The sequence below is a fragment of the Olleya sp. Hel_I_94 genome (genome assembly GCF_007827365.1).
Classification (GTDB): Bacteria; Bacteroidota; Bacteroidia; order Flavobacteriales; family Flavobacteriaceae; genus Olleya.
The window spans coordinates 308657-325565 of sequence record NZ_VISI01000002.1; the positions used below are offsets into that span (position 1 = coordinate 308657).

Annotated in this window: 14 protein-coding genes; 10 read left to right on the forward strand and 4 right to left on the reverse strand. The window is 32.0% G+C overall.

The window, feature by feature from the left end:
* The 5 genes from glgB (at position 1) to JM82_RS04435 (ending at position 7718) form a co-directional block, all read left to right on the forward strand.
* Positions 1–1911: a 1,4-alpha-glucan branching protein GlgB gene (glgB, locus tag JM82_RS04415; RefSeq protein ID WP_145001531.1), complete on the forward strand. Its 1911-nt coding sequence runs from the start codon at positions 1–3 to the stop codon at positions 1909–1911.
* A 185-nt stretch (positions 1912–2096) separates the two neighbouring features.
* Positions 2097–4502, forward strand: coding sequence for a glycoside hydrolase family 31 protein (locus JM82_RS04420; protein ID WP_145001532.1), 2406 nt, complete (start codon positions 2097–2099; stop codon positions 4500–4502).
* Positions 4503–4631: 129 nt separating this feature from the next.
* On the forward strand, positions 4632–5465 hold the full coding sequence (locus JM82_RS04425; RefSeq protein ID WP_145001533.1) for a M48 family metallopeptidase: 834 nt from the start codon (positions 4632–4634) through the stop codon (positions 5463–5465).
* Between the two features lie 85 nt (positions 5466–5550).
* Positions 5551–6855, forward strand: a complete 1305-nt coding sequence (locus JM82_RS04430) for an MFS transporter (protein WP_145001534.1) — start codon at positions 5551–5553, stop codon at positions 6853–6855.
* Positions 6856–6887: 32 nt separating this feature from the next.
* Positions 6888–7718: a hypothetical protein gene (locus tag JM82_RS04435; RefSeq protein WP_145001535.1), complete on the forward strand. Its 831-nt coding sequence runs from the start codon at positions 6888–6890 to the stop codon at positions 7716–7718.
* 73 nt (positions 7719–7791) lie between these two features.
* On the opposite strand, the gene JM82_RS04440 is transcribed toward JM82_RS04435, so the two are convergent.
* The 4 genes from JM82_RS04440 to JM82_RS04455 are packed head-to-tail and all read right to left on the reverse strand — an operon-like array spanning position 7792 to position 10720.
* Positions 7792–8526, reverse strand: a complete 735-nt coding sequence (locus JM82_RS04440; RefSeq protein WP_145001536.1) for a head GIN domain-containing protein — start codon at positions 8524–8526, stop codon at positions 7792–7794.
* Between the two features lie 22 nt (positions 8527–8548).
* Positions 8549–9631, reverse strand: coding sequence for a hypothetical protein (locus JM82_RS04445; RefSeq protein WP_145001537.1), 1083 nt, complete (start codon positions 9629–9631; stop codon positions 8549–8551).
* Complete coding sequence (locus JM82_RS04450; RefSeq protein WP_261375306.1) at positions 9615–10160, reverse strand: hypothetical protein; 546 nt, start codon at positions 10158–10160, stop codon at positions 9615–9617. The genes JM82_RS04445 and JM82_RS04450 overlap by 17 nt, the downstream gene beginning before the upstream one ends.
* A 5-nt stretch (positions 10161–10165) precedes the next feature.
* On the reverse strand, positions 10166–10720 hold the full coding sequence (locus JM82_RS04455; protein ID WP_145001539.1) for an RNA polymerase sigma factor: 555 nt from the start codon (positions 10718–10720) through the stop codon (positions 10166–10168).
* A 293-nt stretch (positions 10721–11013) separates the two neighbouring features.
* On the opposite strand from JM82_RS04455, the gene lon reads away from it, so the two are divergent.
* The 5 genes from lon to cmk all read left to right on the forward strand — a co-directional run bounded on the left by lon (position 11014) and on the right by cmk (position 16868).
* Entirely contained in the window at positions 11014–13461 is a 2448-nt protein-coding gene (gene lon / locus JM82_RS04460; RefSeq protein WP_145001540.1) for an endopeptidase La, read from the forward strand.
* Positions 13445–13966: a LysM peptidoglycan-binding domain-containing protein gene (locus JM82_RS16515; RefSeq protein WP_145001541.1), complete on the forward strand. Its 522-nt coding sequence runs from the start codon at positions 13445–13447 to the stop codon at positions 13964–13966. The genes lon and JM82_RS16515 overlap by 17 nt, the downstream gene beginning before the upstream one ends.
* Positions 13967–14010: 44 nt before the next feature.
* A complete protein-coding gene (locus JM82_RS04470; protein WP_145001542.1) occupies positions 14011–14988 on the forward strand; it encodes a LysM peptidoglycan-binding domain-containing protein in 978 nt (325 codons plus the stop codon).
* Positions 14989–15043: 55 nt separating this feature from the next.
* A complete protein-coding gene (gene porQ, locus JM82_RS04475; protein WP_145001543.1) occupies positions 15044–16066 on the forward strand; it encodes a type IX secretion system protein PorQ in 1023 nt (340 codons plus the stop codon).
* Positions 16067–16172: 106 nt separating this feature from the next.
* Positions 16173–16868: a (d)CMP kinase gene (gene cmk, locus JM82_RS04480; protein WP_145001544.1), complete on the forward strand. Its 696-nt coding sequence runs from the start codon at positions 16173–16175 to the stop codon at positions 16866–16868.
* Positions 16869–16909 lie beyond the last annotated feature (41 nt).

Sequence of the window (16909 nt, forward strand, 5' to 3'; positions counted from 1 at the left end):
ATGGCAGAAGTCACTGTGTTTAGTCTTTTTACGGACTTTGATATTAATCTTTTTAAAGCTGGAAAACATTATCGATTATACGAGAAATTTGGATCTCATATAACTACGGTTAATAATGTTGAAGGCACCTATTTTGCTGTTTGGGCACCAAGCGCGACACAAGTGTCTGTAGTAGGTAACTTTAATGCATGGACAGAAGGTGACCATCTTTTAAATGTACGATGGGATAAAAGCGGAATCTGGGAAGGGTTTATACCAAACATTGGTAAAGGCAGTTTGTACAAGTATAAAATACAAAATAGCACTAATGGTAGCGTGACAGAAAAAGCAGATCCTTATGCTAGACGTTGCGAACATAATCCAAGTACAGCCTCTATAGTTTGGGAAGATAATTATACATGGAAAGATAAAAAATGGATGGCCTCCAGAAAGCAAAAAAATGCTTTAGATGCGCCTTATTCTGTTTACGAAGTACATTTAGGATCTTGGAAAAAGCAGGTTGAAGACAATCGTTTTTTATCTTATGTAGAGTTGGCAGACGACTTAGTAAATTACGTCAAGGAAATGAATTTTACGCACGTCGAGCTGATGCCAATAATGGAATTTCCGTACGATCCAAGTTGGGGTTATCAAATCACAGGATATTTTGCACCAACATCACGATTTGGTTATCCAGAAGAGTTTAAACTTTTGGTAGATACATTACACCAAAATGATATCGGAATTATACTGGATTGGGTACCTTCTCATTTTCCAGAAGATGCCCATGGATTAGGACTATTTGATGGTTCATGTTTGTATGAGCATCCTGATAAGCGTAAAGGGTATCATCAGGATTGGAAAAGCTTAATATTTAATTATGGTCGAAACGAGGTTAAATCATTTTTAATAAGCAATGCTTTATTTTGGTTAGATCAATACCATGCAGATGGTTTACGTGTGGATGCTGTAGCGTCTATGCTGTTTTTGGATTATAGTAGAGAAGATGGTGAGTGGGAATCTAATATACATGGAGGTAGAGAAAACTTAGAAGCCATAGCTTTTATACAAGATTTAAATAAAGCAATTTACGGAAACTATCCAGATGTACAGTCTATTGCAGAGGAGTCTACTGCGTTTCCAGGTGTCTCAAAACCTGTGTTTTTAGATGGTTTAGGATTTGGAATGAAATGGATGATGGGTTGGATGCATGATACGTTACAATATTTTTCAAAAGAACCAATTTATAGAAAACACCATCAAAATGATATTACCTTTTCATTAACCTACGCATTTACAGAAAACTTTATGCTGCCTTTAAGTCATGATGAAGTGGTGTATGGTAAAAAATCTATTTTGGGAAGGATGCCAGGAGATGAGTGGCAACGTTTTGCTAATGTTAGATTGTTATACAGTTATATGTTTGCTCATCCAGGTACAAAATTATTGTTTCAAGGTGCTGAAATTGGTCAAAGTGAAGAATGGAATTTTGAAACTAGTCTTGATTGGCATTTATTGGATTATCCATCGCATAAAGGGTTAAATAGATTTATAAAAGATATTAATACGTTTTATAAAACAGAACCAGCACTTTATCAAAAACAATTTTCAAGTGATGGTTTTGAGTGGATTGATTATGGAGATTCAGAACATTCTGTAATAGTGTTTATGCGTAAAGGAAATAAGCCTAAAGACAACATTATTGTAGCTTGTAATATGACACCAGTACCTCTAAATAATTACAGAATTGGACTACCTAAAAAAGGACAATTAATAGAAGTATTTAATAGCGATAATAAGCAATACTTTGGAACAGGAGATTTTCAAAATAAGTCAATAGTTAGCCAATCAAAACTATGGCATTCTAGAAAAAATTCAGTTGAAATTACAATACCACCTTTAGGTATGATAGCCTTAAAATATCAACCTTAAAAAAAAGAATATTACGATTATATAATATATGTAATTCTCATTTTTACTGTTTGATAATTAAGGTTTTAATAAATTTAATTATCGAAAACGTTATAGTTAATAATTTGTAACAATATCTAATAGCAAAGCTTTTGTAACAGGTTTATTTTGCGTTTTTTTACTATAAATAATTAGGACATTCAATTATGATTGTAAATACAGAATTAGAACAAAAAGGAAACTTATTTCCTTCACAAATAATAAAATTTAAAAAAGATGTAGACACATTATATTTCTATACAGAAAATAACGTAGTGCTTCAATTAACAGTCTTAAGGGATAGTGTCCTAAGATTTAGATACACAACAACAGGAACGTTTGATAACGATTTTTCTTATGCTATAACCAAATACGCAAGTACAGGTTATAATAAGTTAGAAATTGTAGAAAATGATGAGTTTTACATTATAATCACTTCTAAATTGAGATGTGAAGTCTCTAAAAAAGATGCCAGAGTCTCTATATATGATGCTATAACAGACGAGCTTATTAACCAAGATGAAATAGGTTTTCATTGGGAAGAAAGCTATGAGTTTGGTGGTAACATCGTTAAAATGAGTAAAACAGTTAATGAACGTGAGAGTTACTTTGGTTTAGGTGATAAGCCTGACCATTTAAATTTAAAAGGAAAACGATTTCAAAACTGGGTAACCGACTCATATGCTTTTGGTAAAGAAACAGATCCTATTTATAAAGCAATTCCATTTTTTACAGGTTTACACCATGGTAAGGCTTACGGAATCTTTTTTGATAATACCTTTAGATCGTATTTTGATTTTGGTCAAGAACGACGTAACGTAACCAGTTTTTGGGCTCAAGGAGGTGAGATGAATTACTATTTTATTTATGGTCCAAAAATGCAGGATGTTGTTGAGAATTACACAGACTTGACAGGAAAACCACATCAATTACCACCATTATGGGCTTTAGGGTTTCATCAATGTAAATGGAGTTATTATCCCGAAGCAGAGGTTAAAGCGGTAACCTCAAAATTTAGAGAGCTTCAAATACCATGTGATGCCATTTATTTAGATATAGATTATATGGATGGTTTTAGATGTTTTACTTGGAATAAAGACCACTTTCCAGACCCAAAACGCATGGTTAAAGAGTTGTTAGAGGATGGCTTTAAAACCGTAGCTATTATTGATCCAGGAATTAAAATAGACAACGAATATTCAGTTTTTAAAGAAGCTTTAGACAAGGATTATTTTTGTAAACGTGCTGATGGTCCATACATGAAAGGTAAAGTGTGGCCTGGAGAATGTTATTTTCCAGATTTTACAAAACCAGAAGTTAGAGATTGGTGGTCAGGATTATTTAAAGAATTAGTTGAAGACATAGGTATACAAGGCGTTTGGAATGATATGAATGAGCCTGCTGTAATGGAAGTGCCAAATAAAACATTTCCGGATGATGTGCGTCATGATTATGATGGTAATCCGTGTAGTCACAGAAAAGCACACAATGTTTATGGTATGCAAATGGCTAGAGCTACTTATCATGGAATGAAAAAGTTTAACTATCCTAAACGTCCGTTTGTAATAACTAGAGCAGCTTATTCTGGTACCCAACGATACACGTCTACTTGGACAGGAGATAATGTGGCTACTTGGGAGCATCTTTGGATAGCAAATGTACAAGCACAACGTATGGCAATGTCAGGATTTAGTTTTGCAGGAAGTGATATCGGAGGTTTTGCCGAACAGCCTCAAGGCGAATTGTTTACACGTTGGATTCAATTAGGAATTTTTCATCCATTTTGTCGTGTGCATTCTTCTGGAGATCATGGAGATCAAGAACCTTGGGCTTTTGATGAAGACGTGACAGATGTTGTTAGAAAATTTATTGAAATTAGATATCAACTTTTACCTTATTTATATACCGCTTTTTGGAACTTGGTAGAGCATGGTACACCTATATTAAAGTCTCTAGTCATGTACGATCAAGAGGATAATCAAACACACTATAGAACAGATGAGTTTGTTTATGGAGATCAAATTTTAGTTTGCCCAATACAAGAACCTAATGCTAAAGGTCGCAGAATGTACATACCTAGAGGTAGCTGGTATAACTTTTGGACCGATGAGTTAGTAGAAGGAGGAAAAGAAAAATGGGTTGATGCAGAAATAGATAGTATGCCTATTTTTATAAAAGAAGGTGCAATCGTACCTAAATTTCCAGTTCAGCAATATGTAGACCAAACAATAATTGAAGAGTTATCATTAGACGTGTACTTTAAGTTAGGTAAAGAGTCGTCACAGTTATTTGATGATGCTCATGATGGTTATGATTATACTAAGGGACGTTATAGTTTCAGGACATTTAAATTAACAGGTAAGTCTCAGGAATTAATTATTCAACAGCATAAAGAAGGTAAGTATGAAGCTACCTATAAGACTTTCAAATTAAATATTCACGCATTACCATTTGAAATTAATGAGATTCAAATAGATAATGAAACTGTAGCTATTGATCAAATTAAAGACAGCGGAATAGTGTCTATGGTTATTGATAAAAACTTTTCTGAAATTCATTTAATAGGAAAATAAATACAAGTAATATACTGTTTAAAGACTATATGTGACTTTAATCGATGTTTTGTTAGCAAATAAAAATACCGTTTGTTAAAATATGGCTAAGTTTTTGTAGATTTATAAAAAGAATAAATTATAATCAATATGAAATTAAAAAATAGTTTAGCGCTTGCCTTAACATTAGTAATGTTTTTGTCATGTTCTACTAATCCATTTACAGGAAAAAAAACATTAGCTTTTGTGTCTAATGCAGAATTGTTTCCAACAGCTTTCGCGCAATATAACCAAGTGTTAACAGAAAGTAAAGTAGAAACAGGAACAACAAGAGCAGAGATGATTAAGCGTGTTGGTCAACGTATATCTGTCGCAGCAGAACGTTGGTTAAATGCTAATGGACAACAAGGTTATTTAAATGATTATAAGTGGGAATACAATTTAATTGAAGAAGATGTTGTAAATGCTTGGTGTATGCCAGGAGGAAAAATTGTGTTTTATACCGGAATTTTACCAGTAGCAGAAAACGAATCTGCAATTGCTGCAATTATGGGTCATGAAGTAGCGCATGCTTTAGCAAATCACGGACAACAACGTATGAGTGCTGGAATGATACAACAAGGCTTAGGAGTTGTTGGTAATGTAGCTTTGGCAAATGATGAAAAAACTTTAGGAATCTTTAATCAATCTTATGGTATTGTTTCTAACGTAGGAGGTATGTTACCTTTTAGTAGAAGTCACGAAACTGAAGCGGATAGAATTGGTTTATACCTTACAGCTATTGCTGGTTACAATCCAGATGAAGCAGCTAATTTATGGAGACGTATGGCACAAGCAAGTGGAGGAGAAGCACCACCAGAATTTTTAAGTACGCATCCAGCAAATCAAACACGTATTGATAATTTAACAGCTTTATCTCCTTCAGCTAAAGCAGAAGCACAAAAATTTGGTGTAACTAGTTTTAGACCTTTAGGTAAATACTAGTTTTTTAAAAATATTTAATTACTTTCGAAGCTGCTCTTTATAAGAGCAGCTTTTGTATTTTTAAGCACTAACTAATTACTATTTAATGGCACATCTTAAAAAAGGAAGTAAAAAACTGCTTAATGCTTGGGCATTTTATGATTGGGCAAATTCAGTTTATACCTTAACTATAGCATCGTCAATATTTCCAATATTTTACTCAGCGCTTTTTGTCTCTCAAGTAGAAAAAACGGTTCCTGCTTTTGGAATGGTTTTTAAAAGCACAGCATTAATAACATATGTAACAGCTTTTACATTTTTAGTAGTAGCTTTTACATCTCCTATATTATCTGGTATTGCAGACTACGTAGGTAACAAGAAAAATTTCATGAAGTTTTTTTGTTATTTAGGAGGTTTAGGTTGTATTGGTTTATACTGGTTTAGTATAGAGTCCATTCATATTAGTTTGTTGTTTTATTTTATGGGTTTAATTGGTTATTGGGGAAGTTTGGTGTTTTACAATTCTTACTTACCAGATATTGCATTTCCTGAACAACAAGACAGTATAAGTGCTAAAGGTTTTAGCTTAGGTTACGTTGGAAGCGTTTTGTTATTACTAGTAAATCTAGCTATGGTAATGACACAAGAGACAGGTGAGGCTAAATTGCAAATGATGCGCTATTCTTTTGTTATGGTTGGTGTATGGTGGATTGGGTTTAGCCAATATTCATTTTATATATTACCAAAAGGAGTTAAAACAGGTGAAAAGGTAACAAGAGCGATAGTACTTAATGGTTTAAAAGAATTAAAATTAGTATGGATTCAACTAAAACAAAACTTAAGATTAAAACGCTACTTAGCAGCCTTTTTTGTGTTTAGTATGGCAGTACAAACCATTATGTTAGTCGCTGTGTATTTTGGAGAAGAAGAAATTGCTTGGGGAAACTCTGATGCTAAAACACAAGGATTAATAGTTAGTATTTTAGTAATACAATTGGTAGCTATATTAGGTGCTTTTTTAACGTCAAAAGCATCCGAAAAATTCGGTAATATTAAAACGCTTATAATCGTTAATTTTATATGGATGGCGTTATGTTTTTACGCTTATTTTATGGTTACACCTTTTCAATTTTACATAGCAGCTGGTTGTGTAGGATTGGTAATGGGAGGCGTACAAAGTTTAGCACGATCTACATACTCTAAATTTTTACCAGAAACAGAGGATACTACATCGTATTTTAGTTTTTTTGATGTTGCAGAAAAAATTGGTATTGTTATAGGAATGGTAATTTTTGCAACTATAGATCAATTAACAGGTAGTATGCGAAATGCTATATTGTTTTTGTTTGTATTCTTTTTAGTAGGTATCTTTTTGCTGTTTAGAGTGCCAAAACAAGGTGAGTTAAATTAATTTTATTATGTTTATAATCTAAAATATTAAAAATGAAAAAAATATTACTACCATTATTATCTTTAGCTTTTGTCTTTTTAAGTTGTGAAAACGAACCATTAGAGGGTTTTGAATTAGATGCTGCAGGTGGTAGCACAGGAGGCGGAAGTGTTGGAGGAGGTGAAGTTATTATAGGAGAACCTGGAGGAGAGACTACAGGCGACTATTGGCCTATGGCAGAAGGTAACAAATGGACTTACGACTACAGTGTGGATGGTGTTGCTGAAGAAGATTCTGTAATGGAAATTTCTAATCAAGAGGACTATTTAGGTTTTCCTTCATATTTATATAGCTCATTTTTTCAAAATTCTACAAGTACAGATGGATCAACAACTGGAGATGTAGAGTTAAACTCATATTCTAGTAAAAATGGTGGAGATTATCACTTTAGTGTAGCAAGTACTAATATTAATGTTGGTGGTTTTATTGAGATTTCTCAGTCAGCTTATGGATTTATAATGTTAAAAGACTATTTAAATGTAGGCGAAAGTTGGACTAATACATATACAATTACAACATCTACTGAAGTTTTGATTGAAGATTTACCTGAAGTGCCTACTACTAATTTAAACGTAATTTATACTAGCCAAATCATGGAAAAAGATAGTACTGTTGAGGTTAATGGTACAAGTTATAGTCCAGTAATTAAAGTTAAAGCGACAACTACCTACCAATTAGCAGGAACTCCTGATAGCTCTGCTGAGTATTTTTACTACTTTGCTAAAGATGTTGGGTTAATCAAATATGAAGGAAGTGTTTATGATGCAGACGATAATATTACCTCAAATGTTTTAGGAGAATTAAACGATGTTATTTTAAACTAAGATTTTTATTTAAATAAAAAAAGCCACAATTCTAAAACTAGAATTGTGGCTTTTTTAATAGCTAAGTTTTGTATTAATTACTAATATCTCCAGATCCAGTAACTTTTTTGTCTACTTTACTTGGACTACCTTTATATTCAATATCTCCAGAGCCTGTTACTCTTGCTTTGATAGCTTCTTTAGCATAAACAACAACATCACCAGATCCAGTTACTTTAGCTTCTGTAAAGTCAGCCATTAAGCGTCCACCATGAAAATCTCCAGAGCCTGTCACACTTGCATTTAAATTAGTTGTTTGACCAGTTAATGTCAAATCTCCAGAACCTGTTACATTTGCATCAACGTTAGTTGATTGTATATCTAAAGTAATATCTCCAGAACCTGATACTTTAGCTTCAAAATTTTTAGAAACTATGGTTGCATTAGACGTAACATCACCTGAGCCTGAAAGTGATACTTTGTCAATATCTTTAAACGGAATGGTGATCTTGATAGTTTTATTTCCGCTAGGTTTTAAATTAATATTATTTTCTGTTTTAACTATTAACCCGTTGCCTTCAACTTCGGTTAAAATATAATCTAAAAGGTTTTCTTCACCTTCAATAGTAATTGTACCTTCTTCACCTTCAACTAATTCAAATTCCATCCAACCTGCAAGTCTAATTGCATCATAATCTGATGTAGTTCTAGTTATTGTAGTAAGGTTTCCGTTTCCTTTAATTGTTTTTCCTTTTCCCCATTGCGCATTACAAGATGTAAATACTAAAAGTGTTAAGGTTAATGCTAATGTTTGTTTAAATGTTTTCATGATGATTGATTTTGTTAAATTATTATTTTTTATCAAAGGTTACGCTTCCGTACTCTGAGTTTATTTTTATTAGGTTCCCTGAATTACTCTTATTGTGATATCCAGAATAGTATTTATCAGAATGCTTGATACTTTTGGTGTTAATCTCAAAGTCATCTTCGCCAGTCAAACTTCCGTATTCTAATTTTATATCAAAATCAAAAGCGTATTCTGGATCAATACCTATTTTTATACCAACATAATCAGATTCAATATTTATATCTCCAGCATTTTTTGTCATTTTTCCAATTTTAATAGAACCGTAATCTGCATTTAAAGTCACGTTTTTATACACGTCACCTAATACTACTGTAAGGTAGTCTCCATTACCAGAAATGCTATTTAGTTTATTAACACGTAAGCTTCCGTAATCACAGTTATAATTTACGTTTTCGGCTATTTCTATTAACGACTTTGTATAGTCCGCAACAATGGTTAAGTCTTTAGTTTTTGCAACTGTAAATCCACTATAGTCAGCATTAATTTTTCCACTTTTGATATATTCAAAGTAACTATTGTTGGTGTAATCAAAATTGATAACATTATTATCTGCTAACAACTCTTTGGTTGTAATTTTACCATAATCACAACTTATTTCTGCACGACCTTCAAGTGTTCCTAAAGTTATATTACCATAATCGTTACTTAAGTCTACATGGTTTGTAATGGGCATTTTAACAACGTAATTTATTTTCATATTAACATCGTTGTTATTAGACCAATTCCACCAAGAGCTTTTCTTCTTTTTGCCAATTAAAGTCTCAGCAGAAACGTAATTGGATGTACCAGAAAATTCGACATCAATTTCATCTAATCTAGATTGTACTTCATCCAAGTCATTACCGTTGGTAGTTATTTTGACTTCTATAGCAATAGTATTACCTGTCCAAGTTACAATATCCAAGTTACCATATTTATTATCTATTTTCAAGGTTGCGTTTTTGGTAACAGTATATTCTTTTTTCAGAGTTTTTTGCTTAGTATGCTTACCATCTAAATCACCATTATTAGATAGGGAAACTATAGGTATTAAAAGGCAAAGGGATAATTTATATAGTAGTTTCATAATTGTTTTGTTTTAATGTTTTAAGCGCTTCAATTTGTAAAAGTGTGCTTTGTAACACGTCTATTCTGTTTTGAAAGTTGGTAATCATCGCATAAATGACACGTTGGTCCTCGCCACTTTCTGTTAGGTTTAATTTTAAGTTTTTGTATTCTAATTCAAGCCTATCTAACCTTAATAAAGCATCATTTACTAGTTTTTGTGTCTCAGGGCTTTTTTCTATTTTAAGTTTGTTTAACTCAAAAGCAATAGTATTAGAAAAAAAGTTTTGCGTTTCTGCTAATTCTGGAGAGATACTGGCTAAATCCTTTTGGGTAGTATCTGGTTTAATATTAAGTACAATACTTAAAATTAACACAACAGATGCTGCTACTGCCAATAAAGGCTTCCAATAATTAGTTTTATGACTAGCTACTTTAGTTTCTGTTTTATTTAGTTTGACAATAAAACGCTGTTGATGTCCTAAATTAGGGACTTCAATATCAAATTGACTATCTAAATTTTCAAATAATTGTTCTATATTATCTTTCATCACAATTAATTTAATTGTTCTAATTTTTTTCTTAAACTCTCTTTTGCTCTAGAGACTGTTGTTCTGCAATTAGCATAACTAATTTGCATGACTTCACTAATTTCTTCGTAATCATAACCCTCAATAAGATTTAAGGTTAATGCAATTCTGTAATTAGATTTTAGAGTATTTAAAGTGTCTAAAATTTGTTTTGCTTTAACAGAAGTAAACTCGATTGTTGTATCAACGCCTTGATGGTCTTCAATTTTATATAATACATCGTCCAGAGCTACGTCTTCATTTTTTTTATTTTTATTAAAAGCATGTATGCTATTATTAACAACAATACGTTTTAACCAAGCACTAAATGTGCTTATTTCTTTAAGTGTATTCAGCTTAGTAAATGCAGTCAAAAATGATTCTTGCATAATGTCTTCAGCTTCAAAACTATTATTCACAATTCTAAATGACGTATTATACATTGCCTTGTAATACCTGTTGTAAATCTCCAATTGTGCTAATTGGTTACCAGATAGGCAAAGCATTATAAGCGCTTCAATATTGTGTTTGGTTAGTGTCAAAAAATGGTTTGTTTTATATAAAGAGGAAAGTTAAAACACTTTGTTACAATTTTTTAAAAAAAAATATTTTTATTTTTTATTATTGATTATAACAAGATAGTATTAAACTTTTTGCGATTTAGAGTAGCATCTTAAAGTATGGCACATTAATTGAAATTTTATAATTGAAAATATGCTGTTACTTATTGTTAACTATAAGTTTATCAGTGTAATAGTAAAAATTTAATTTGTAATTTTAAAACACAATAGCTTAAATGAAACGATTACAGTGACATTTTGGCTTACATATATCTATGAAAAAATCTAACTTTATATCGCTTGACAGTTTGTCATTACAAGATTTTGATGAAAATTCAGAATTAATCCCTTTAATGACGCCAGAAGATGAAGAAAAAATAGCAAAAGAGGAATTGCCAGAAACACTTCCAATTTTGTCATTACGTAACACAGTATTGTTTCCAGGTGTTGTAATACCTATTACTGCAGGACGCGATAAATCTATTAAATTAATTAACGACGCTAATAAAGGCGGTAAGGTCATTGGTGTTGTTTCTCAAATAGATGAAGATGTAGAAGACCCTAAGGCAGAGGATTTACATCAAATTGGTACTGTAGCTAGAATTTTAAAAGTTTTAAAAATGCCTGATGGTAACACAACAGTTATTATACAAGGTAAAAAACGATTTGAGATTGATACTGTTATAACAGAAGAGCCTTACATTAAAGCAACTGTTAAGGAGGTACCACAAGCAAAACCTGCAGCAAAAAACAAAGAGTTTGCAGCAATAATTGAATCTATTAAAGAGTTAGCTGTACAAATCATCAAGGATAGTCCAAATATACCAACAGAGGCGACGTTTGCTATTAAAAATATAGAAAGTGATTCGTTTTTAATCAATTTTGTATCGTCTAACATGAATTTGGATGTAGATGAAAAACAGGCGCTTCTAGAAATGAATCACCTGAAGGATCGTGCTCTAGAAACATTACGTTATATGAACGTCGAGTTTCAAAAGCTAGAACTTAAAAATGACATCCAATCTAAAGTACAAAGTGATTTAAATCAACAACAACGTGAATACTTTTTAAATCAGCAACTAAAAACGATTCAAGAAGAGCTTGGTGGTGGTAATGCTGAGGAGATTGAAGACATGAAAAAGCGTGCTAAATCTAAAAAATGGGATGAAAAAGTCGGAAAACATTTTGATAAAGAGTTAGCAAAAATGCAACGTATGAATCCTCAGGTTGCAGAGTATTCTATACAACGCAATTATTTGGACCTATTTTTAGATTTACCATGGAGTAAGTTTAGTAAAGATAAATTTGATTTAAAGCGTGCCGAAAAAATATTAAATCGTGATCATTATGGTTTAGATGATGTCAAACAACGTATCATCGAGCACTTAGCAGTGTTAAAATTACGTAATGACATGAAGTCGCCAATCTTATGTTTATATGGACCTCCAGGAGTTGGTAAAACATCATTGGGTAAATCTGTAGCAGAAGCACTCGGTCGCGAATATGTGCGTATGAGTTTAGGTGGTTTGCGTGACGAAGCAGAAATACGTGGACATCGTAAGACTTATATTGGAGCTATGCCAGGACGAATTTTGCAAAGTCTTAAAAAAGCAGGTACCTCTAATCCAGTTTTTGTACTAGACGAAATTGATAAATTATCCAACTCTCATCAAGGAGATCCGTCTTCTGCATTATTAGAAGTTTTAGATCCAGAACAAAATGCCGAGTTCCATGATAACTTCTTAGAGATGGGTTACGACTTATCTAAAGTTATGTTTATAGCAACTACTAATAGTTTAAATACTATTCAGCCTGCTTTAAGAGACCGTATGGAAATTATCAATGTTACAGGTTATACAATTGAGGAAAAGGTAGAAATTGCTAAAAGACACCTATTACCAAAACAATTAAAGGAACACGGTTTAGAAGATAATCACATTAAAATAGGTAAACCGCAACTAGAAAAAATAGTAGAAGGTTATACTAGAGAATCTGGTGTACGTGGTTTAGAAAAGCAAATTGCAAAAATGGTGCGTTATGCAGCTAAAAATATTGCAATGGAAGAAGAATATAATATCAAGATTTCTAACGATGATATAGTAGAAATATTAGGTGGTCCAAAATTAGAACGTGATAAATACGAAAACAATAATGTTGCTGGTGTTGTCACAGGTTTAGCTTGGACAAGAGTAGGTGGAGATATTTTATTTATTGAATCTATTTTATCTAAAGGAAAAGGTGCATTAAATATTACCGGAAACTTAGGTAAGGTAATGAAGGAATCGTCTACCATTGCTATGGAGTTTATCAAGGCTCACGCTGAAGAGTTAAATATTAACCCTGAGGTATTTGAAAAATATAATGTGCACATTCACGTACCAGAAGGAGCAACACCTAAAGATGGACCAAGCGCAGGAGTTACCATGCTAACGTCATTAGTCTCTTTATTTACACAACGTAAAGTAAAGAAAAGCTTAGCAATGACAGGTGAGATTACATTGCGTGGTAAAGTATTACCAGTTGGAGGTATTAAAGAAAAAATACTAGCTGCTAAGCGTGCAAGAATAAAAGAGATTTTATTATGTGAAGACAATAGAAGAGATATAGAAGAAATTAAACCAGAATATTTAAAAGGTCTAACGTTTCACTATGTGTCAGATATGTTGGATGTTATTAAAATTGCAGTGACAAATCAAAAGGTAAGTAATGCTAAAAAATTATAAGACATCAAGTCTTTTTAAAAGGTTGTTCTTTATTGTAGTTATACTAAATTCAGCAATAGCTTCAGCTCAAGATCAAAACTTGGTTAATGTTATACTGGATGGTAAACCTGCAGTTTTAAACACCAAAACGGGAATTACCCAATTTGTTGATGATAATTCAGACAATAATCAAGAGGTAGTAAATGGTGATACGGATTTAGTAACAACCCATATTGTAGAACAAGGAGATACACTATACGCCATATCTAATAAATATGGCGTAAGTATTTCACATATTAAAGCAATTAATAACTTAAGTGCTAACCTGATATCAATAAATCAAAGGTTAAAAATAGGTTATGCTAATTCAGCTAAAGTAAAAGTTAGTAATGTGTGGATTGTAAAAAAAGGCGATACATTGTATAGTATTTCTAAAAAAACAGGAGTGCCAATTTCAAAAATTCAAAGCCTTAATAATATAAAGGATAATATAATAATTGTAGGAAAAACACTATTTTTAAGATAGTTTGAATCAATAGTTTATATTTGTTAAAATTAATTTAATTTATAATGAAAAAATTACTATTTATTCTAACCTTATTAACTGTTACTATTGGTTTTTCTCAAGACATTGAAGAAGAGTTTTTACCTATAGAAGTAGAAGGTAAGGAAGCCTTTATGTCTACTAAGACAGGTGAGTATGTGTTTAGATCACATGCAGACACAAATCCTGAAGAATTGACAACGACTTCAAGTGGTGTTGTTTATAACGATATATCCTATCATACAGTTGTAAAAGGAGAGACATTATCTGCAATTTCTAAAAAGCACAATTTAAGTGTAGATCAAATTGTAAATGATAATAAGTTAGCAAATAATGCATTAAGCTTAGGACAAAAGGTTAAAATTGTAAAACGTATTTTAGTACCATCCAGTAGTCCTGTAATAAGTTATGTAGGCGAAGAGCGAATAATAGCTAGATTGCCAGTAGGAGAATCTCCTGCAACATTACCACCACCTCCAGTACCAACACAAACCAATAAAGTAGCAATGCCTGCTCCAAAAAACACCAGCTATTCTAAGCCTAACATAGTGCCTTTAGTTGTGGAAGAAGATGAGATAATACAAGAAGAAGATTCTGCAGAAGTAATTGCAGCAAAAAAACAATTAGAAGAAGCTAAAAAACAATTAGAGTTAGCTAGACAAAAAGCTATTTTAAAAGAAGAAGCTAACGTTAAATTAGAAGAAACTAAATCGGTTTTTAAAGATGAAGAGCTCGTTACTGAAAATGAAAACACTAAACTTGAAACAGAGGAAGTTGTTTTGGAAGATAAAGTAGAGGCAACCATTGATACCGAAGTGTTAGATAATAATACTTTAAATACTACTGAAGAAGCTGATAAAAGACCTGAATATCATGTTGTTGTAAAAGGAGATAACTTGTATAATTTATCTAAAAGGTATAATACAACGGTTGAAAACTTAAGTAAGTTAAACGATATTCAATTCAACAATTTAAAGATTGGACAAAGGTTAAAATTGAAGTAAAAAAATAAATCTACAATAACTACGTTTTAATGTAGATTTATTTACTTTGCAAACTATGTTTAAGAAAAAGATTGTCCCACTTTTAATTTTATTTTCTAGTACTATTTGCTTTGCGCAATTAGGTGGACAATCAACATATCAATTTTTAAATTTAGTCTCATCACCACGTCAAGCAGCATTAGGAGGAAAGGTCTTAACTAATATAGATTACGACGTCACTCAAGGTTTGTACAATCCAAGTGCAATAAATCCAGAAATGGATAATCAATTTTCTTTAAATTTTAGTAACTATTTGGGTGGTATTACTTATGGTACTGCTGCTTATGCTTACACTTGGGACAGACGAACACAAACATTACATGCTGGAATGACCTATATTAATTATGGTGATTTTGATGGTTATGATGAAAATGGAGTTGCAACAGGTACATTTACTGGTACAGAAGCAGCTTTGTCGTTAGGATACGCTTTACAAATAGGGTATTCAGATTTTTATTTTGGCGGAAATATAAAATTTATCACATCAAGTTTAGAACAATACAGCTCTTTTGGTATAGCTACAGATTTAGGTTTAATGTATGTTGACGAAAAATTAGAGTTTCAAGCAGCATTAGTAGTCAGAAACTTAGGTACACAAATCACAACTTACGCAGGACAACGCGAAAGTTTGCCATTAGATATTACATTAGGATTGTCTCAGACGTTAGAAAATGTCCCATTGCGTTGGCACTTAACTTTTGAAAACTTACAACAGTGGCCAATTGGAGAAGCTAATCCTGCTAGAGTTACTACAGATTTAGAAGGTAATCAAACACAAGAAAAAGTAGGGTTTATTAATAATGTCATGCGTCACACTATTATAGGAGCCGAGTTATTTCCTGATAAAGGCTTTAATATAAGATTAGGTTATAATTTTAGACGTGCAGAAGAACTTAGAATTGTAGACCAACGTAATTTTTCTGGATTGTCTGCAGGTTTTGGTCTTAAAATTAATAAGTTACGTTTTAGTTATACACATGCTAAATATACAGCAGCAAGTAACGCAAATTTCTTTGGGTTAAATATAGATTTACAGTAAGTCTAAATAATAAGTTTTTCTAGGCTGTAACTATAAATCATTACTTTAATCATCTTTAAATGTTCAAAAATTAATGTTTATTTTTGAATTCTAAAAATAAAAATAAGTGCAAAAAATCACCATAGCAATAGACGGTTTTTCATCAACTGGTAAAAGTACAGTAGCTAAGCAATTGGCCAAACATTTAGGATATGTGTATGTAGATACAGGAGCTATGTATAGAGCAGTAACTTTATTTACCATGCAAAATGGATGGATTGATAAAAATCATTTTGACGTCTTAAGTCTAGTTTCTAATTTGGATAAAGTAACTATAAGTTTTAAGTTTAATTCAGAATTAGGTTTTGCAGAGGTGTATTTAAATGGTGTAAATATTGAGCGCGAAATTAGAACATTAGAAGTTTCCAGTTTTGTTAGTCAAGTATCTACTATTCCAGAAGTAAGATATCAGTTAGTGAAGCAGCAACAAAAAATGGGTAAGGATAAAGGTGTTGTTATGGATGGTCGCGATATTGGTACAGTTGTGTTTCCGTATGCAGAGTTAAAATTATTTATGACAGCATCTGCGGACAAACGTGCAACAAGACGTTATAACGAGTTAATTAATAGAGGAGACGATGTACAATATAACGACGTGTTACGTAATGTGCAAGAGCGTGATTATATAGACTCTAATAGAGAGGATTCACCTTTAGTTAAAGCAGATGATGCTATAGAAATTGACAACTCTGATCTATCGTTAACAGAGCAATTTGACACGATATTAAATTTAGTTACGCAAACACTAGATAAGCTAAAATAGAATCTTAAATTTTAATCATAAAAAAAGCGAATTGTTAGCTT